Annotated in this window: 20 protein-coding genes; 4 read left to right on the forward strand and 16 right to left on the reverse strand. The window is 26.0% G+C overall.

Going from position 1 to position 19,765, the window contains the following annotated elements; all coding sequences use genetic code 11:
* Positions 1–6 precede the first annotated feature (6 nt).
* Genes rfbA through DYA59_RS06340 form a run of 10 tightly spaced genes read right to left on the reverse strand, consistent with a single transcriptional unit; the run spans position 7 to position 9,369 of the window.
* Positions 7–870: a glucose-1-phosphate thymidylyltransferase RfbA gene (gene rfbA / locus DYA59_RS06295; protein WP_115271506.1), complete on the reverse strand. Its 864-nt coding sequence runs from the start codon at positions 868–870 to the stop codon at positions 7–9.
* A gap of 11 nt (positions 871–881) precedes the next feature.
* A complete protein-coding gene (locus tag DYA59_RS06300) occupies positions 882–1,859 on the reverse strand; it encodes a hypothetical protein (protein ID WP_115270467.1) in 978 nt (325 codons plus the stop codon).
* Complete coding sequence (locus DYA59_RS06305; protein WP_115270469.1) at positions 1,856–2,701, reverse strand: hypothetical protein; 846 nt, start codon at positions 2,699–2,701, stop codon at positions 1,856–1,858. Before DYA59_RS06305 ends, DYA59_RS06300 begins: the two co-directional genes overlap by 4 nt.
* A complete protein-coding gene (locus DYA59_RS06310) occupies positions 2,688–3,719 on the reverse strand; it encodes a glycosyltransferase family 9 protein (protein WP_115270471.1) in 1,032 nt (343 codons plus the stop codon). Before DYA59_RS06310 ends, DYA59_RS06305 begins: the two co-directional genes overlap by 14 nt.
* A gap of 24 nt (positions 3,720–3,743) precedes the next feature.
* Entirely contained in the window at positions 3,744–4,601 is an 858-nt protein-coding gene (locus DYA59_RS06315) for a glycosyltransferase (RefSeq protein WP_115270473.1), read from the reverse strand.
* A complete protein-coding gene (locus DYA59_RS06320; protein ID WP_115270475.1) occupies positions 4,598–5,413 on the reverse strand; it encodes an SGNH/GDSL hydrolase family protein in 816 nt (271 codons plus the stop codon). The genes DYA59_RS06315 and DYA59_RS06320 overlap by 4 nt, the downstream gene beginning before the upstream one ends.
* A 25-nt stretch (positions 5,414–5,438) precedes the next feature.
* Positions 5,439–6,602: a glycosyltransferase gene (locus DYA59_RS06325; protein ID WP_115270477.1), complete on the reverse strand. Its 1,164-nt coding sequence runs from the start codon at positions 6,600–6,602 to the stop codon at positions 5,439–5,441.
* A complete protein-coding gene (locus tag DYA59_RS06330; RefSeq protein WP_407918892.1) occupies positions 6,590–7,318 on the reverse strand; it encodes a lipopolysaccharide core heptose(II) kinase RfaY in 729 nt (242 codons plus the stop codon). Before DYA59_RS06330 ends, DYA59_RS06325 begins: the two co-directional genes overlap by 13 nt.
* A complete protein-coding gene (locus tag DYA59_RS06335; protein WP_115270479.1) occupies positions 7,305–8,429 on the reverse strand; it encodes a glycosyltransferase family 9 protein in 1,125 nt (374 codons plus the stop codon). Before DYA59_RS06335 ends, DYA59_RS06330 begins: the two co-directional genes overlap by 14 nt.
* 19 nt (positions 8,430–8,448) lie before the next feature.
* Entirely contained in the window at positions 8,449–9,369 is a 921-nt protein-coding gene (locus DYA59_RS06340) for a GT-D fold domain-containing glycosyltransferase (protein WP_115270481.1), read from the reverse strand.
* A 132-nt stretch (positions 9,370–9,501) separates the two neighbouring features.
* Here DYA59_RS06340 and DYA59_RS06345 point away from each other — a divergent pair, with 132 nt between their 5' ends.
* Both DYA59_RS06345 and murI read left to right on the forward strand, forming a co-directional pair.
* The gene (locus tag DYA59_RS06345; protein ID WP_115270483.1) at positions 9,502–10,380 is read left to right on the forward strand and encodes a YegS/Rv2252/BmrU family lipid kinase; all 879 of its coding nucleotides are present in this window, start codon (positions 9,502–9,504) and stop codon (positions 10,378–10,380) included.
* Between the two features lie 128 nt (positions 10,381–10,508).
* Entirely contained in the window at positions 10,509–11,294 is a 786-nt protein-coding gene (gene murI / locus DYA59_RS06350; RefSeq protein ID WP_115270485.1) for a glutamate racemase, read from the forward strand.
* A gap of 85 nt (positions 11,295–11,379) precedes the next feature.
* On the opposite strand, the gene DYA59_RS06355 is transcribed toward murI, so the two are convergent.
* Genes DYA59_RS06355 through DYA59_RS06365 form a run of 3 tightly spaced genes read right to left on the reverse strand, consistent with a single transcriptional unit; the run spans position 11,380 to position 14,043 of the window.
* The gene (locus DYA59_RS06355; protein ID WP_115270487.1) at positions 11,380–11,856 is read right to left on the reverse strand and encodes a GlcG/HbpS family heme-binding protein; all 477 of its coding nucleotides are present in this window, start codon (positions 11,854–11,856) and stop codon (positions 11,380–11,382) included.
* Between the two features lie 33 nt (positions 11,857–11,889).
* Entirely contained in the window at positions 11,890–13,380 is a 1,491-nt protein-coding gene (gene msrAB / locus DYA59_RS06360; protein WP_115270489.1) for a bifunctional peptide-methionine (S)-S-oxide reductase MsrA/peptide-methionine (R)-S-oxide reductase MsrB, read from the reverse strand.
* Between the two features lie 12 nt (positions 13,381–13,392).
* Positions 13,393–14,043 carry a cytochrome c biogenesis CcdA family protein gene (locus tag DYA59_RS06365; RefSeq protein ID WP_115270491.1) on the reverse strand — a complete coding sequence of 217 codons (651 nt, stop codon included), beginning with the start codon at positions 14,041–14,043 and terminating at the stop codon, positions 13,393–13,395.
* A 262-nt stretch (positions 14,044–14,305) separates the two neighbouring features.
* Between DYA59_RS06365 and DYA59_RS06370 the strand changes: the two genes are divergently transcribed.
* A complete protein-coding gene (locus tag DYA59_RS06370) occupies positions 14,306–14,689 on the forward strand; it encodes a hypothetical protein (RefSeq protein ID WP_115270493.1) in 384 nt (127 codons plus the stop codon).
* Between the two features lie 233 nt (positions 14,690–14,922).
* Entirely contained in the window at positions 14,923–16,371 is a 1,449-nt protein-coding gene (locus DYA59_RS06380; RefSeq protein WP_115270497.1) for a multicopper oxidase family protein, read from the forward strand.
* Between the two features lie 124 nt (positions 16,372–16,495).
* Here DYA59_RS06380 and gatB read toward each other — a convergent pair whose 3' ends face one another.
* Genes gatB through gatC form a run of 3 tightly spaced genes read right to left on the reverse strand, consistent with a single transcriptional unit; the run spans position 16,496 to position 19,734 of the window.
* Positions 16,496–17,938: an Asp-tRNA(Asn)/Glu-tRNA(Gln) amidotransferase subunit GatB gene (gatB, locus tag DYA59_RS06385; RefSeq protein ID WP_115270498.1), complete on the reverse strand. Its 1,443-nt coding sequence runs from the start codon at positions 17,936–17,938 to the stop codon at positions 16,496–16,498.
* Between the two features lie 18 nt (positions 17,939–17,956).
* Complete coding sequence (gene gatA / locus DYA59_RS06390) at positions 17,957–19,414, reverse strand: Asp-tRNA(Asn)/Glu-tRNA(Gln) amidotransferase subunit GatA (protein WP_115270500.1); 1,458 nt, start codon at positions 19,412–19,414, stop codon at positions 17,957–17,959.
* 29 nt (positions 19,415–19,443) lie between these two features.
* Positions 19,444–19,734 (reverse strand): Asp-tRNA(Asn)/Glu-tRNA(Gln) amidotransferase subunit GatC, encoded by a 291-nt coding sequence (gene gatC / locus DYA59_RS06395; RefSeq protein WP_115270502.1) that lies wholly within the window; start codon positions 19,732–19,734, stop codon positions 19,444–19,446.
* Positions 19,735–19,765: the final 31 nt, after the last annotated feature.

The following is a 19,765-nucleotide window of genomic DNA, read 5'->3' on the forward strand; positions in this document are numbered from 1 at the left end:
CTCCACCTATTTCACTAAACTTACTAAATACTCTCCATATTTAGATTTCATTAATGGCTTAGCTAATTCTAGTACTTTTTCTTTACTTATCCATCCATTTCTATATGCTATCTCTTCAAGACAAGCTACCATTACTCCTTGTCTACTTTGAATTGTTTTTACAAAATTTGCTGCTTCAAGTAGAGCATCATGTGTCCCTGTATCTAGCCATGCCATTCCTCTTCCAAAATTCACCACATGAAGTTTTCCTTCTTCTAAATACATTTCATTAATTGAAGTTATCTCTAACTCTCCTCTTTTTGATGGCTTTACTTTTTTAGCTTTTTCTACTACTGTATTATCATAAAAATATAGACCTGGTACTGCATAATTTGATTTTGGATTTTTAGGTTTTTCCTCCAAAGATATTACCTTCCCATCTTTATCAAACTCTACCACTCCAAAATCTTCTGGATTAGTCACATAATAACCAAATATAGTAGCTCCTTCCTTTTTCTCTCTTGCTTCCCTTAACATTCCTGTAAGTCCATGTCCATAAAAAATATTATCTCCTAATACTAAAGCGCAAGAATCATTTCCTATAAATTCTTCTCCTATAATAAATGCTTCTGCTAATCCGTTTGGTTTTTCTTGAACACTATATTTTAATTTTACTCCAAAATCTTCTCCATTTCCTAGTAGATCTCTAAATAAAGGTAAATCTCTAGGAGTAGAGATTACTAATATCTCTTTTATTCCTGCTAACATAAGAATAGAAAGAGGGTAATAGATCATTGGTTTATCATATATTGGATTTATTTGTTTTGATATCGCTTTTGTTATTGGATAAAGTCTTGTTCCACTTCCTCCTGCTAATATTATTCCTTTCATTCTATCCTCTCCTATTTTACATCTAGTAATTGTTTTATCCAATTTTCTAAACTATATTTTTCATAAATCTCCTCTGGTAAATCTTCATATGGAGAATCTATAAATTCTCTTGGTATATTTATATTTTTTTCATCAATAATCAAAATATTATTTGGATTATAAAAATCTTCATTAATTATATCTTTATTATTAGTTATTAACTTTTTTCTCATTCCAATACAATCAAAAGTTCTAAAAGTATATCCCTTATTCAAGCTATGACATAATTCTAATACTGCTTTACTTTTACTTTCAGCTTTTACCATTTCTATTACTGAAATTCCTTTATCAGTTAATCTTATCCCTAATTTTTCTTTTATAGTTAAATTTGGAGAATATAATATAAAATTTATTTTAAATTTTTCCTTTAAAAGTTTCTCAGCTATTTTATAGAGTAAGTTCTCTCGGCTCTCATCATTTTTAGACATAAGAGTGTATACATCATATTCTATTATTTCATTTTTATTTCTATAAAAATAAAAATTTGATAAATATTTTAAATCAAAATTTTTTACATCATCTCTTTCATATGAAGAAATTTTATTAAAATATTTTTTTTCTAATTCAAAATTACATTTTTTCATTCTTATACTTGAATCCCAATGATGACTTATACAAATTTTTACTTTACTTTTTATAAATTTTAAAACATTTTCAGCTAAATAAATACAACCTATTTTTAAAAAAATATCATAGTCATAATTTAATTTTTTTAAATCTTTTAGTATTTCTTCTGCTTCTAATTTATCTTTTAAATTTATTCCCTTATATTTTTTTAAATATTTATTATTATACAATCGTAAAAAAGGATTTTTTATTTTTCTAGCTTTTGAATACTTTGGATTTAACACATCAAAAACTTCAACTTTATACCCTTGATTATTTAATTCATTTATTATTCTTTCCTCATAATGATTAATATTTTGGATCATCAACAAAATTTTTTTCATTTTTCTTCCTCTAAAATTAACTTCTTATTTAATATCTTTATAAACTTTTTAGAACCTTCTAAGCTCAAATGATCATAATCATAATTTTCAAAATAAATTTTTTTATCAAAATTTTTATAATCCTTTGAAAAATCAAAATAATCTATCTCATATTTATCTACTATTTTATTAATCACCTTATAAAAATTTTTTTCAAGTAATTCCTCTTTAAAAAAATTATTATACTCCCTTTGGAATGGGGTTGTTAATAATATTATTTTAATATTATACTTCTTACAAAATGTAATTATTTTTTCTAAAATTTCTAAATTAAAATCAAAATTCTTTTGCTCTTTTAGTATAACTACTTGTTTTTTTATCCTATTCTCTATATTATTTTTCTTATTTTCTTTTATAATAAATTCTTTTATTTTTTTATAATTTTTATAAAAAACATGTAAATATTTATAAACAAAAAAACCTAATCTATACTTTCTATCTACATCCGTTATATCTAAACAATCATAATAATATTTTATATCCTGTTTTTGCCATAATTTAGGCGCATAAAAAGTAAAATAACTAATAGTTAAAAAGCATACTAGATCTTTATTTTTTACTATATTATTTTTAAACTTTTGCAATAGAATATAATCATAATACAATGTCTGAGAAGGATGTGCTAAATTAAGATGAATACTTGAATTCAAACTTTTAAAGGCTAATTCTGAATGTGAACTTCCTAAATTAAAAGACGAAATATTAGTACTATTATATTTTTTCTTTCTTTTTAACTTTATTTTTATAATTAAATAAATATTTCTCATAATTAAATAAGTAACTATAATTTTAACTATTATCATTTATTAACTCCACAAACTTTTTTAAACATGATTTTATCTCCTCTAAATTTAAATCTTCTATTCTTTCTTCATATTTACTTTTAATTATAAAATAGTTTTTACAATTTGGTTTTGCATACTCTATTATTTTACTATCTTTCATATAAAATCCTATGATTTTTTTATCATAAGATGATGCTATATGAATTAAAGAAGTATCAACACTTATAATTATATCAGAATATTTTACATACGAAGCTATTTCAAAAATATTTTTTGTTTTTGGTAACATCTTTATATTCTTATTTTCTATTTCGTTAATAATTTTAAATGTTTCAAAGTATTTATCTGGAGTTGAAGATACATAAATGTTTATATTTTCATCTCCTAACAAATATAATATACTTTTAAGCTCTTCTTTTTTTAAAACTTTTTTTTCTATACTTCCTATATAATTAAAAATCACATTAATTTTAGAATTATCAAAAAAATTCTTTGCTAACTCTTCGTAAGGACCTAAATATACCCTATATTCTGAACTAAAGTTCTTTATTTTCAATTTTTTTAAAATATCATTATTATTCTTAAAATAATCATCGATTATTTCTATAGCTTCCTTTTTTATTCCATACTTTTCTTTTTTAGGTAATGACATTAAATATTTTCCATTTAATAATTTTAACCAAAACAAATGAAAAGTATTAATCTCATTCTCAAAACTAATAATAATATCATATTTATTTCTATATTTTATGGCAAAAAATATTCTAGACATATATCTTAATATTTTATTCTTATGACTTCTATATGGAAAAATATTTTTTATATAAGGATAGTATTTTAACATATCCATCGAACTTTCTCTTACTATAATATCTATATTCTTACTTTTACTTGCCAGTCCTTCTAAAAATGGTGAATTAATAACACAATCTCCTAATTGCCACGAGGTTTCTAATAATATTTTTTCAAAATTTATTTTATCTATTTCTTTTCTTTTATTAGATTTTATAATCCAATTTAATATCCATCTTTTCATCAAAATATAACATCCTCTATAATTCTATTTAATAATTAATACATGTACTTTATCTCTCATCAACTGATTGTTATAGCCATATTTACAAAAAAATTTCTTTTTATTAAAAATTTCTTTTTTTTGTGTATAATAATATTCTTCATTTGTACTATGCTTTTTTGTAGGATCAAAAGGATGATAAAGATGCAGTTGAATAGGACCTTTTGTATATTCCTTTCCTCTTACTCCATAAACATATAATCTATTTCCAAAATCATCATCTTCATAACCCCATCCTATGTATTTTTCATCATATCCATTAATCGCTATATAATCTTTCTTATACATTACATAAGACATTCCAACTAATCTTATCCCACGCTTATTTAGTTTTAAAACATTTAAAATTCTTCTTAATCTATCTTTTTTCAAAGTAGAATTTACATATAGTTGATATTTATTGGGTATAATTTCCAATATTTTTTCATATGCTTCACCTTTAGATAAGTATTTTAAAACTTTATCTTTTTCTTCTTCTGTTATTGAAACAGGTCTACTCATTAGGAACTTTTTATCTTTTAATTCAAATCTTATATTCTTTATATAATTTTCTGGAAATATTAAGTCTTGATCACAAAAAATTAATATTTCTCCTTCTGCTTCTCTTACAGCATTATTCAAAGCCCTAGCTTTTCTAAATCCTAAATCTTCTTGATAAATATGTTTTACTTTAAATTTCATTTCTGGCAATAAATCACCTATATAATCAATAACTTTTTCTGATGACCCATCATCTGAAATGATTAATTCATCTGGTTGCACTTCTTGTCTTATAAGGCATTGACATAATGCTCTCAGATGCTCTAATCTATTATATACAGGCACTATTACTGTTATTTTCATATATAAATTTCCCTTCTTTCTAACTCTTTCTTTAATTGTTTTAAAAACTTCTCACTTCCTAATTCAGAAAGATGATCTAAATCTCTAAAATATTTAGAATCATCATAATTTAAATAATCATGAGAAAAATCCAAGTAAAGAATGTTATTTTTCTTTGCTATTTTATTAATTATCATATAAAAATTATTTCTAAGTAACTCTTCACTAAAATATTCATTATACTTTCTTCTAAAAGGTGTTGTTAAAAATACTATTTTTACTGATTTTTCTTTACACTTTTCTATAATATTATTTAATATATTTATATTCCATTCTAAATTTCTATTTTCTTCTAATTTTTTGACATGTCCTAAATATTTCTTTGAGTCTTCTATTTTTTTTTCTTTTATAATTTTTTTATAGATACTCCAAATTAAAGGAAAATACCTATATATTATACATTCTAATTTTGCTCTTCCAGAAAAATCTGTTATCTTTAATATTTTATAATACTTAAAAAGATCTGTTTTTATCCAATATTCTTTAGATGCAAAGCTAAAATAACTAATAGACAAAAAACAAACTCCTCCCTCTTGTATTATATTAAAATATCTAGACAATATTTTATAATCATAATAAAAAGTCTGTGAGTTTTCTGCTAAGTTAACATTATTTTTCAAATTTTTACTAAAAGCACATAATGAATGTGAACTCCCAAGATTGAAATTTTTTATTTCAGTTATTCTTTCTTTATTCACTTTCCTTTTCTTTTTTATAATTATTATAATATTCCAAATTATTAATATTATAATAAACAGTGTATACTTATTCATTCGCATTTTCTCCACTTTAAATAATCTAAATTAAATTTTCATATTCCTTTATTATATAATCAATACTATATTTCTTTATTTCCTCTTTATTAATTATTTTTTCATTTTCTAAACTCTCTAATAATAATTTAGATAATTTATCATAATCTCCTATACTATATAATTTCCCTAGTCTTCCCTCTTCTAATATTTCACTTGGGCCTGTTGGACAATCTGAAGAAATAACTGTTTTTCCAAGTATAAGAGCTTCTACTAATACTAATCCAAAACCTTCAAACTTAGAACTATGAACTAATCCTTTTGAGTTTTTTATCCATGGGTATGGATTCTTAATATTTCCTAATAAAAATATCTCTTCTTCCATTTTTTCTTTTACTATCATCTCAGATATTTTTTCTCTATCTGGTCCATCTCCTAAAATATATAATTTTTCTTTTAATCCTCTATTCTTAGCTAGACTAAATCCTCTTATTAGAGTTTCAAAATCTTTTTGGGCTATTGTAAGCCTCATAATAGAAACAAAATAGTTCTCTTTTAATAACTCTTCATTATTTTTATCTGTTTCTTCTGCTAATTTTCTTATTTTTTGAAAATTAAATGGATTATATACCCTTATCAGTTTGTTTTTTAAAAATGGATATAGCTCTTCTGTATTTTTCTTCATAGCATCACATATTGTAACTACTGCATCATATTTTTTTAATCTTTCTCCTAATCTTTTTATTCTTAACCTTTTTTTATACCAACTTTCTATATTAGAATGAATCCAAACTATTTTCTTATTTCCATTTACTAAATCAATATATTTTGATAATCCCATATCAAAATCAATAATTGTATCATACTTTTTATTTTTTACTATTTTACTTAAATTCTGTTTTTTTAGATACTTTTCATATTCCATCATTAATTGATAAATTACTCTATAAACTAAATTACTCTTTCTTTTTTCTCTAAAAAAAATAGTCTTTTGCATAATATTTTCTGGTTTTAGATAAAATAATTTTATATAATCCGGAATATCTTTTTCAAAAACATTTAAACTCCTAATTCCATCTTCTATTATTAAGTCTATCTCGTATTTATTAGAATCTAAATTTTGTATTACTTCAATTAATACTCTTTCTATTCCACCCATTCTAAGACTTCCATTATAAAAAAGTATCTTTTTTTTCTTTATATTTTCCATCCTTTGCCTCTCAATTCCTTCTTTTTTTCTTTTATTTTTTTTATAAAAGTTAATCTTTTTAATCTCTTTATTCCATAAACTAGATAATACATTATATCTTTTTTATATGGATATTCCATCTCATGATATGAATCCATTTTCATAGTCAACATATCATAATGGGCTCTATAATTAAAAAATTTCATTTTCTTTCCTTGTGTATCTATTATTCTAATATTTCCATTTTCTAAAAGAAAATTTCCAGGATTAAAATCACCATGATAAATTTTTAAACTATGTAGTTTTTTCATTAATTCCAATATTTCATTTAAATATCTCCTATCCTCTTTTCCATCTATATTCTCCATGACTAAAGCCGAATATGTAATCATTCCATATTTTTTCTTATTTATTACTAAATATGGGGTTACAAAATTATTTATTCCTTTTCCATGATAAAAATATAAATTTTCTAGAGTAGTTAAAGCTTCCCCCTTCTTAAATAAAGTCATTAATTTTCTTTGTGGAATAATATGCTCATTTCTATTTTCCTTAATTACATACTTTACATTTTCAACCTCTATTATTTCAACATAGTTTCTTTTAGTATCTTTTAAAATTTTTACTTTTTTAAATTCTTTATCTAATATTTTTTTCCCTATCTCCAAATATTTTTTATCATAAAAATATAGATTAAATCCCTTATATTTTCCCTTCAGACATTTATCTTTCATCATATATTTCCTCTATTAATCTATCTATTATTTGTTTCATTTCAAAAAAATTAAATGTGTTGATATCAATCTCATCATATTTACTTTTTTTATCTTCACAAAAAATAACATTAGTTCCCTCCGTTAAAGGTGCCCATACTAAATGATCTACACCAAAATTTCCACCATTAGGAGGGTATACAGATATATTTCTTTTCTTTAATGCGGATGCTATATGGACAATTGAAGTATCTGGAGTTATTACTAAATCTGAAATTGCAATTAAATTAATACTATCTTTTATATTTTTTATTTTGTTTGGAATAAGAATATTTTCATACTGTCTTAGCTCTTCTAACTCCTTATATCTATCTCCATAGTATAATAAAATAATTTTTACTCTATATTTTTTTAGATATTCTATTATTTTTCTTAATGTTGATAAGGAAAATGTTTTATGTTTACTAGCTCCATAAGGATTTAAAATCACTATTTTTTCACCTTTTGTTACTATCTCCTCAATATTTATATTTTTATAAGGTAGATCATAATTTAAGTTAATATTATCCATTATCCCCAGCTTTTTTAAATACGCAGCGTATCTCTTAGTTATATGATCATTCCATTTAAAATCTTCATTACTATTAATACTTAAATCAAATAAATTCCAATTTTTTTTATCTAATCCTATATTGAATCTACAATTACATAATTTTATAAACATCATTGAATTAACTCTCAACATTTCAGAAAAATCAATTAATAAATCATATCTTTTTTCTCTTATTTCCTTAGCTAATTTTTTTATTTTAATAGTATTTTTCTCATATATATATATATCATCTACATTTTTATTTTCATCTATTATATCTTTATTAGATTCCCTTGCTACAACCCCTATTTTTATATTAGGATATCTTTTTTTTATTTCCCTAAACATCAATGTATTTATTACCATATCTCCAATTTTACCATCATATCTTAAAAATAAAATTGACTTGATATTATTATTATCTATAAATTTTTCTAATACTATATTTTCTTTTTTATTTTTTCTATCCCAGTAAAACTTTCCTAATTTCAATCTTTTTTCTCTTAAGAAACTTTTTACTGCTCTATTCAATTTTTTTATCATCTTTCACCTTCAAATAATTTTAAAGTATCTTTTTTACAATTTGCTTATTATAAATATCCTCAAGCTTACTATCTTGAATTTGCTTTTCTACAACACCTGTAACTTCATTTACACTTTTATTTGGCAAATCAATTTTTTGAGTAGCTCCTGCTAAATACCATTCAAACTCTATATCCATATGCCCAACATCTAAGGCTTGATATCCTAATTTACAAAAATCATATGCCAAAACAGTTGCAGTAGGTCCAAGGGCAATTAACAATAACACATCTTGTGAATAGTTATTCTTTACCTCTTCTAATATTTCATTGTATTTTGAAAAACTATCTCTTGCTGGTAGGATTATTCTTCTTATTCTTTTAGATTTTTTCAATAGTTCATTTCCTAATCCAAATCTTGTATTTTCACCTTCTAAAATTAAAATATCTTTATTTTCAAAATAATTTTTTAGTTTTTCAATAACTTTAATATTTTTAGTTTTTTCTAGATATGGCATATAAAATCTACTAATCATAGCATCATAATAAACCTTATTTTTATCTAGAATTTTATCTAAATATTTCTTTTTTTGGAAATAATATTTACTCCAATACCATCCATCTCCCTTTATTAAATCATCAACTTTAATAAGTGGAGTCGGGATTGCTACCAAATGATTTTCTAAACTTGAGTTTAAGACCTCAAATAATTTTTTTGATAAAATAGAGTCATATTCCTGAAAACTGATATTTTTAGGAGAAATAATCATAGAAAATTCTCCATCTCCATATCTACTTATAGAATAACCTTGCAAAATTTTTTCTACAGTTTCCTCTTTATCTCTTATATTCCACCTTTTATCCCCTAAATTATTACTTAACATAAACTTATTTAGGTTCCAATACATACTCTTTTTTCCATCTCTGAAGAATTTTCTTATTGACTTAAATATATTTTTCATTTTTTCCTCCAAAGTCTTCCCCATCAACTTTATCTATATTAAATTATACCAAATTTTCATTAAATTTTATACACTATTTTTGAAATTATATGCTATTATATAAGGAGTTAATAACAAGTAGTGAGGTACAACATGAAAAAAGTTAAATTTATATATAATCCTTTTTCCGGAGAAGGAATAATTGTAAAGAATCTAGATATAATTATAAATAAATACCAAACCAAAGGTTTTACAATAATCCCATTTAGAATTTCTAATGAACAAAATTTAAAAGAAGCATTTTTTGATATAGATAACTCTTACCATCATATTCTAGTAGCTGGTGGTGACGGAACTATCAACCAAATTATAAATTTGATAAAACATAATAATATTGATATCCCACTTGCTTTACTCCCAGCAGGAACAGCAAATGACTTTGCTAAATATATTGGAATGTCGTCTAATATAGAAGAATCTTGTAATAAAATTCTCTCTGGAAAAGTAAAAAAAATAGACTTAGGTAAGGCTAATGATAAATATTTTATCAATGTATTTAGTTTTGGTCTTTTTACAGATATTTCTCAAAAAACACCTACACAACTAAAAAATAATTTGGGTAAATTAGCTTACTACCTTAATGGCATAAAAGAACTCCCTTCTTTTAGAAAACTGGATATTAAAGTCATATCTGATGAATTCTTTTATGAAGGAAATGCTCTTATTTTTTTTACATTTAATGGACGTACCGCTGGAAATATAAATATCTCTTATAAAAGTGAAATAAATGATGGTCTCTTAGATATTATAATTGTAAAAGGAGATAATATTCGTTCAACTATATTATCACTTCTTGAATTTCTCAGATCTGAACATCTTGAAAAACCTAAAGATATTATTCACTTTAAAAGCTCAGACTTTATAGTTGAGTACTCTGACTTTAAACTAAATAGTGATATTGATGGTGAAATAGGTCCTATTTCTCCTATACATGTTACTTGTGTTAAAAACGGATTGAAGATTATTTATTAATTCTTTCATCTTAAATAATATTTATATACTTTATTTTTTTTTACTTTTATAGTAGAATTTACGTAAGTGCTATAGTTCTAAATCCATATAGACTATAGTATTATTTTTATCATAGGAGGATGTACTTAATGACAAATAAACAGAGCATAGGAATTTTTGATTCTGGAGTAGGTGGAACTACGATTCTAAAAGAAATATTGAGTATCCTTCCACATGAAAATATACTTTATTATGGTGATAGTAAAAACTCTCCATATGGTCAAAAAAATACTCAAGAGATTAAAGATTTATGTTATAAAATTTTAGATTTTTTTATGGAAAAAAATTGTAAAGTAGTAGTCATAGCCTGTAATACAGCCACAGCCGCTGCTCTTGAGTCTTTGAAGAAAAGATACCCCATACCAATAATAGGTGTTATAAATGCTGGAGTAAAAGAAGCATTAAAGCTTACAAAAAATAAAAATATAGCTATTTTAGCTACCCCTTTTACTGTCTCATCAAGAGCGTACATAAAAGAATTGACAAAATTTTCAACAAATATATTAATTTCTCAAGAGGGATGTCCAGAATTTTCTACAATGATAGAAATAGGATGGGAAAAATTTAAAAATAGAGAAGAATTATTAAAACAACATATTAGTAAACTTTCTAAAGAAGCAGATACTCTAATTTTAGGCTGTACCCATTACCCTCTCATTAGAAAAGATATTGAAAAACAATTTTCTGGAAACATAGTTGATCCTGCAGTAGAAACTGCTTTAGAGTTATTTAATCTACTTAAATTCAATAATAATTTAAATAATTCTGATAGTTCAGGGGATTTAAATTTCTTTATCTCTGGAGATAAAAATTCTTTTAAAATAATTGCTGAAAAATTTTTAGGTTTAAAAATCAACAATATATATTCAATTTAATAAAATATCTAGACAAAGTAATAAAGGCACTTTTAAAAGTGCCTTTATTATAAGAGGAATAAAATAGTTTTTAAAATCTTACTATTTATTTTAATAAGGATTTCGCTTTTTCTATTCCTACCATTCCCAACTTCTCGTCAAGCGCTCCAGATGGCGCTCCTCCTACTCCTACTGCTCCTATTATTTCATCTCCAACTTTAATTGGTAATCCTCCTCCTAAAGTCGTTGTATTTTCTATTTGTAATAAACTCGGAACATTTTCTACCCTGCTTGCAAATTCGGTAGTTGGAATCTTAAATGCCAATGAAGTAAAAGCCTTTTTTTCAGCTGTATCTAAAGTATGAATACCTGCATTATCTCCTTTTACACTTAAAACTGGAAACCCTCCTCTATCTAAAACAACAACTGATACATTTACATTTTCTTTTTTTGATTCATTCAAAATTTCAAATGCTATCTTATGAGCAATTTCTAAATTAATATTCTTCTGCTCTTCTACTTGTGCAAACAAACTACTTCCTAGGACTGCTCCTCCCAATACCATGCCTAACATCTTTTTCATTTTCTTTCACCTCTTTTTTTAATCTTATTTATTTTATTCTTTTACAAGTGAAATTAAATATCCATATCCCTCTTTTTCCATCTCAGAAAGTGGTATAAAATTTAATGCTCCACTATTTATACAATATCTTAATCCACCCTTATCTTTTGGTCCATCTTCAAATACATGTCCTAAATGTGCATCTCCACTTCTACTTCTTACTTCTGTTCTTACCATATTAAAACTTTTATCTGTATGATAAGTTACAACTTCTGGTACAATTGGTTTAGTAAAACTAGGCCATCCACACATAGAATTATATTTATCTGTTGATGAAAATAATGGCTCTCCTGTAGTTATGTCAACATATATTCCAGGCTCAAAAAAATTCCAATATTCATTTGAAAAAGCTCTCTCTGTATCATTCAATTGTGTTATTCTATATTCTTTCTCTGAAAGTTTTGCTCTTAATTCTTTATCAGATAATTTTGGATATTTTTTAGGATCAATTATTATATCATTTGCTTTATCTAAATCTATATGACAATATCCATTTGGATTTTTTTTCAAATAATCTTGATGATATTCTTCTGCTAGATAAAAATTCTCTAATGATTTATTCTCTATTACAACCTTCTTCTTATATTTTTTTTGTAGATTATCTAAGGCTTCTGTTACAATTTTTTCATCATTTTTATCAGTATAGTATATTCCAGTTCTATATTGTGTTCCTCTATCATTTCCTTGCTTATTCAAACTTGTAGGATCTACTATTCTAAAATAATACTCTAATAAGGTTTCAAGAGATAATTTTGAACTATCATATGTTACTTTTACAGTTTCTGCATGCCCTGTCTTTCTATATATAACATCTTCGTAACTAGGATTAGCTGTTTTTCCGTTAGCATATCCTGAAACTGCATCTATTACTCCATATATTCTCTCCATGTAGGCTTCTACTCCCCAAAAACATCCCCCAGCTAGATAAATCTCTTTTATATTTTCTTTTTGAACAGCCGAGTTTTGCTCTATCAAAACTTTCTGTTCTTTAATCTCTTCTTTCTTTTCTTCTAATCCAAAAAACTTCAAAACATTACTCTTAGGAAGTTGTCCAGGAACTACATTTTTTATCTTAGCATTTTCATCTATAAAAATTCCTGTCGGATACGCTCTTATTCTTGCTAATTTCTGTATTTCACCTTTTTCATCTAATAATACTTTTATATTCTTATATCCCAATGACTTGTACCAATTTTTAAATTCATCTGCTTTCATTTCCCCTGCTTTTCCAGGAAAAACAACAGTCACTATTTCTATTCTATCTTCTTCTTTAGTGAACTCATCTAACTCCTCTAATGATGAAAGACAAATAGGACACCAAGAAGCCCAAGCTTTTAAATAAGTCTTTTTTTCTTTTGAAAAATTATATTCTTTTCCATCTATATCTTTTAACTTCAATTTGCTTAAATCTATATCTTTTGCAAAACTTGCAACTCCTCCTAAAACAAACATAAATAATAAAAATAATTTGTAGATATGTTTCATTTTTCTCACCTCTTATAAAAAAATATTCAATTGATTAAAAATAAGTAAGACTCCCATTATTATAATAATTATTCCACCAATTTTTTTAATCTTTTCTAAATATTTCTTTAAAAATGATAATTTTTCAAAAAAATATTTAGACGATAAAGATATAATTAAAAAAGGTGTTGCTAATCCCATAACATATACCATCATTAAAAAACTTGCATAAAAAATATTTTCTCTATTTCCTGCTACAAATAAGATGGAAGCTAGAATTGGCCCGATACATGGAGTCCATCCTAAACTGAATCCGAATCCTAAAAGATAACTTTCAATTACACCTCCTCGTCCACTTTCTATTTGTAACATTTTTGTTCTTTCTAAAAATGGTATTTTTAAAATCTCGCTTTGAATTAATCCGAAGAAAATAATTATTATTCCACTAGAAATTCTAAAATAACTACTTGCTAAAATATTTCCTAAAAGGCCAGCTCCAAATCCTAATAGTATAAAAGCCGTAGACAAGCCTAAAATAAAAAATATTGTCTTGATTATTGAAGTTTTTCCTCCTGTGCTTAAAATTCCAAAATAAATAGGTAATATTGGAAAAATACAAGGAGAAAAAAATGAAAGAAGTCCTGCTATATAAGCATAACTATATAATATCTCATCTCCTATCATAACTCTAGCCTCCTTTCCAAATTTAAATATTACTTATTTAGTATAATATTATCATACTTTAAAATTAATTTCAATATAAAATAGTAATTGTTACAAATATTTAACAAAATTTTTCAAAATTTGTTAACTTTCTAAGTTCTTCTATTTTAATTGTCTACTAATATTTTTATAATAACTCTTATTTTAATCTGCCATATTTAGGCCACATTTAATTGATAATATTTCCTTCGTACGAAAATATTTTAATTCAATAGGAGGAAAAATGAAAATAAAAAAATCAATTCTTACAATATTTCTATTCAGCAATTCTATATTAGCTCTAGGTAATTATATTGATATGAAGGAGTATAGAAAATTAAAAATATTTTTAAAAGAAGAACAACAAACAACTTTTAATAATTTAATGAAAAATCTAGAATTTGCTATTAATACTTTAGATAGGAAATTAAAATTAGCTCAAAATAAAAAAGAAGTAACAACATTAGAAGATAAAAAAGATGCTTTAATAAAAAAGAAAAATGAAATAATAAAAAAACTCTATATAAATATTTTGGAACATCCTGAAAATTATACAAAAGCTGCTATGGATTTAAAAGAAAATATTAATAAACTAGTTGATTCTTATTCAGAGGTGAAAGAAAAATGATTTTATTGGTTATTATCTTGGTATTACTTTATATTTTTTCTAGAAAGAAATGTAATTGTGAAAATTCTCAATCTATTGGAAATATAATTTTCACTATATTAATAATCTTAGTTATTATCTATATATTAGGAAATTTATTTCATCTTCCTTTTATCTTTGGACCTAGATTTAACTTATTTAGAATTTTTAATTGCTTTTAATCATCAAAATATTATATTACTAAAGGAGAATTTATGAAAAAATTATTAATTATACCATTTTTATTATCAATAACTTTTATTACTAAAGGAATGGAGCATAACCCCCACTCCTCTCATACTCAAAAGACTTCACATAACATGAGCCATCACTCTCATAATACAGAGTTTGAAAAAAATAAAAATATTCAATTTGAAAGAAAACTCTTACTTCCTAGTAAATTAGAAGGAGAGATCATAAATAATACTAGAGTCTTTAACCTAGAAACTCAAAAAGGAGAGTGGGAATTTATAAGTGGCAAAAAGAGTAAAACTTATGGATACAATGGTCCTATATTAGGTCCAATTCTCTCTTTAAAAAGAGGAGAAAAAACTAAAATAAATATTACAAATAACTTAGATGAAGAAACTACTGTTCACTGGCATGGTGCTATTGTATCTCAAGATGTAGATGGAGTTCATCACTCTGATATATTTCCACATAAAACTAAAAGTGTAGAATTTATTTTAAATCAACCTGAAGCAACTCTTTGGTTCCATCCACATCCTATGCACAAAACAGCAAAACAAGTATATAAAGGATTAGCTGGATTAATATATTTAGAAGATGAAAATACAGACAAACTAAATCTTCCTAAGACTTATGGTGTAGATGATTTCCCATTAGTAATTCAAGATAAAAAGTTATCTTTAGATGGAAAATTAGAATATACTACTACTCATATGGAAAAAATCCATGGAAAATCTGGAGGATACTTAATGGTAAATGGAATTGTATCTCCCTTTGTAGAGATACCTCAAGGCTTTACTAGATTTAGAGTTATTAATGGAAGTAATGCTACTAACTATGAAATAGATTTACAAGGAAAAAAATTCTATCAGATAGCTAGTGATGGTGGACTCTTAACTTTTCCTATTGAGATGAATAAACTTATCTTGGCTCCTGGAGAACGTGCAGAACTTCTTATAAATAGTAAGATTTTATCTGAAAAAGATTATCTTTATGTTAATGGTACTAAAGCTTTAGAATTTAGAAAAACAGCTAAAAAAGGTATTGATAAACTACCTAAGAATTTATCAACTATACCTGAGATAAAAGAAGATTTATCAAAACTAAAAACAAGGGAATTTATTTTAAAAACTACTTCTAAATCTAATACTATAAATGGTACAGCATATGATATGGATAAAATTAATTTCCAAGTAGAAAAAGGAAAAAAAGAGATTTGGAATATTACTAATAGCAATGGTATGATGGATATGCCACATCCATTCCATGTACATGGAGCACAATTTAGAGTTATTGAAAGAAATGGAGAAATCCCACCTCTTAATGAACAAGGATGGAAAGATACTATCAATCTAAATGCTGGGGATAATGTTAAAATTTTAATTGAGTATACAACTAATGGTATTACTGTTTATCATTGCCACATCTTAGAGCATGAAGAGATGGGAATGATGGGACAGTTTCAAATAAAATAAATACAGATCTAATTTAATAAAGAATAGAAAAAAGGAGAAAGTTTTACTTTAATAATTATTATTAAGAACAATAATAATTGAAAATAAAAATTTTCTCCTTTTTTAATTAAGTCTAAATCTCTATTTAAGATAATTTTTTAGTCATTATCTCAGTAACTAAAGTAGGATTTGCCTTTCCTTTAGAAAGTTTCATTACTTGCCCTATCAGCCCTTTAATTACTCTTGGCTTTCTTCCTTCGTCAGAGTTTTTATAATCCTCTACCATCTTAGGATTATTAGCTATTACCTCATCTACCATAGCTTCAATAGCAGCAGTATCAGCTACTTGCACCATTCCTTTTTCTTTTACAATTATTTCAGGAGCTCTCTCATCAGTAAGTTTTATCTCAAATAACTCCTTAGCTATCTTAGTAGAGATAGTTCCTTTCTCTATAAGAGCTATTATCTCTCCTAGATGCTCAGCAGATATAGAGAATTTTTCTATATCTATATTTTTCTCTTTTAATATTCTCATAACATCTGTCATTATCCAGTTAGCACTTAGCTTTCCATTTCCAGAAGTTTTAGCAACTTTCTCAAAATAATCAGCTAACTCTATATCTTCACATAGAATATTAGCATCATATTCAGGTAATCCATAGTCACTTATAAATCTAGCTAACTTTTCAACTTTAGATTCTGGCATCGTTTGTCTAATAGCTTCTATCTCTTCATCTGTGATAACAAGTTTTAATAAGTCTGGCTCTGGGAAATATCTGTAGTCCATAGCTTCCTCTTTACTTCTCATTACCTTTGTAGTTTGAGTTTCCTCATCCCAAAGTCTTGTTTCTTGGTCTATTTTTCCACCATTTTCAATAGTTTCTATCTGTCTACTTATTTCATAATCAATAGCTCTAGCAACAGCTTTAAATGAGTTTAGGTTTTTTACCTCTACTCTTGTTCCAAAAACTTTTGACCCTTTTTCCATTACAGATATATTAGCATCACATCTAAGTGAACCTAATTCCATCGATACATCACTGATACCAGTATATTTTATCACACTCTTTAAAGTATTAAGATACTCATAAGCCTCTTCAGAACTTCTCATATCTGGCTCTGATATTATCTCAATTAATGGTATAGATGCTCTGTTGAAATTTATTAATGACTCATGCTCAGCATGTATAGATTTTGCTGCATCTTCCTCTATTTGTAACTTTGTAATTCCTACTTTTACCATTCTTCCAGAATTTAATTTAAACTCTAGATATCCTTTTCCAGCATAAGAGTTATCAAATTGAGTAATTTGATAGTTCTTTGGAGTATCTGGATAGAAATAGTTTTTTCTATCAAAACTACTCTCATTATTTATTTTACAGTTAAGAGCAAGTCCAGCTTTTACTGCATACTCTACTACTTTTTTATTTAGTTTTGGCAATGCCCCTGGGTGTCCTAAACAGATAGGACAAGTATGTGTATTTGCTTCAGCATTGTCATAGTCAGCACTACAACCACACCAAACCTTTGTTCCAGTTTTTAATTGTAGGTGGACCTCAAGCCCAATTACTGATTCCCATTCTCTCATATTTTTTCTCCTTTTCTCCTAGTCTAATTCAGGAAGTTCCCATTCTCCTCTTACTTTCTCAAAAGCTGAACCAGCTTTAATTAAATCTCCCTCTCTAAAAGGTTTTCCTAGTAGTTGAATACCTACTGGTAATCCTTGTGTTTTCCCAGCTGGAATAGATATTCCAGGTATACCAGCAAGGTTAGCAGAGATTGTAAAAATATCTTCTAAATATAACTCTATTGGAGTCTTTTTATCATCTAATCTAAAAGCTGTACTTGGAGATACTGGAGTAAATATTACATCTACATTTTCAAATGCTTTATCGAAGTCCTCTTTTATTTTAGTTCTTACCTTTTGCGCTTTCTTAAAGTATGCATCATAGAACCCAGCACTTAAAACATAAGTTCCTATCATTATTCTTCTTTTTACTTCATCTCCAAATCCTTCACTTCTTGAATTTACGTATAGGTCATTGATATTTTGAATATTTTCACTTCTATATCCATATCTTACACCATCAAATCTAGCAAGGTTAGAACTTGCTTCTGCTGGTGCTATTACATAGTAAGTAGGTACAGCATATTTTGTATATGGTAGAGATATCTCTACTATTTCAGCTCCCAAAGTGATAAATTTCTCTATTGCATCTTCCATTATTTGCCTTACTTCTGGATTTATTCCATCTATAAAGTACTCCTTGGGTACTCCTATTTTCATTCCTCTTATATCTTGATTTAAAAATTGTGTATAGTCAGGTACTTCACAATTTACAACAGTTGCATCATAGTCATCTGCTCCAGCTATTACATTCATAGTTAGAGCTATATCTTCTACTGATTTAGCCATAGGTCCTATTTGGTCAAGAGATGAAGCAAAGGCAATAAGTCCATATCTTGATACTCTTCCATATGTAGGTTTCATTCCTACTACTCCACAGAATGAAGCTGGTTGTCTAATACTTCCTCCTGTATCTGACCCTAAAGATATGTATACCTCTTGAGCTGCTATTGAAGCTGCTGCTCCTCCACTACTTCCTCCAGGAACTCTTGTAGCATCCCAAGGATTTTTAGTTAAATGGTGGAAAGAGGTCTTTGTTGTACTTCCCATAGCAAACTCGTCCATATTAGTAATTCCAATTATTATAGCATCTGCCTCTTTTAGTTTTTTAACAACAGTTGCATCATAGATTCCTTCATAGTTTCCCAATATTTTTGAACAAGCAGTAGTGATATCTCCCTTTGATACCATATTATCCTTTATAGCTACAGGTACTCCAGCTAATGCTCCTACTTTTTCTCCTTTAGCTATTTTCTCATCTAATATTCTAGCTTCCTCAAGAGCTTTTTCTTTTCTTAAATGTACAAAACTTCCTACTTTTCCCTCTACTTTTTCTATTCTTTCAAAAGTTTCTTTTACTAACTCTTCTACTTTTACCTCTTTATTTAAGATTTTTTCTCTTATCTCAGAGGCAGTTAATTTATATAAGTTTTTCATATAGAAAAATTCCTCCTTAATATTTTTCTCTACTCTCCTACAACTTTTGGAACTATAATAGCACCATCTTCTCCATTTGGAGCATTTTTTAGTGCCTCTTCCACAGTAAGTGATTCTCTTACACTGTCATCTCTTAAGTTATTTACGTGAGAGTTTACCTGTGATAGTGCTGATACCTCTTCAGTTTCTATTTCATTTAACATATCAATATACCCAAGAATATCATTTAATTCCACTTGGAATTTTTCAATCTCTTCAGGTTGAAATTTTAATCTAGCAAGCTTTGCTATTTTTAAAACCTCTTCTCTTGTTAGTGCCATTTTTTCCTCCCTTAGTATTCAATATTTCATT

The sequence above is a fragment of the Fusobacterium necrogenes genome (genome assembly GCF_900450765.1).
Lineage (GTDB): Bacteria > Fusobacteriota > Fusobacteriia > Fusobacteriales > Fusobacteriaceae > Fusobacterium_A > Fusobacterium_A necrogenes.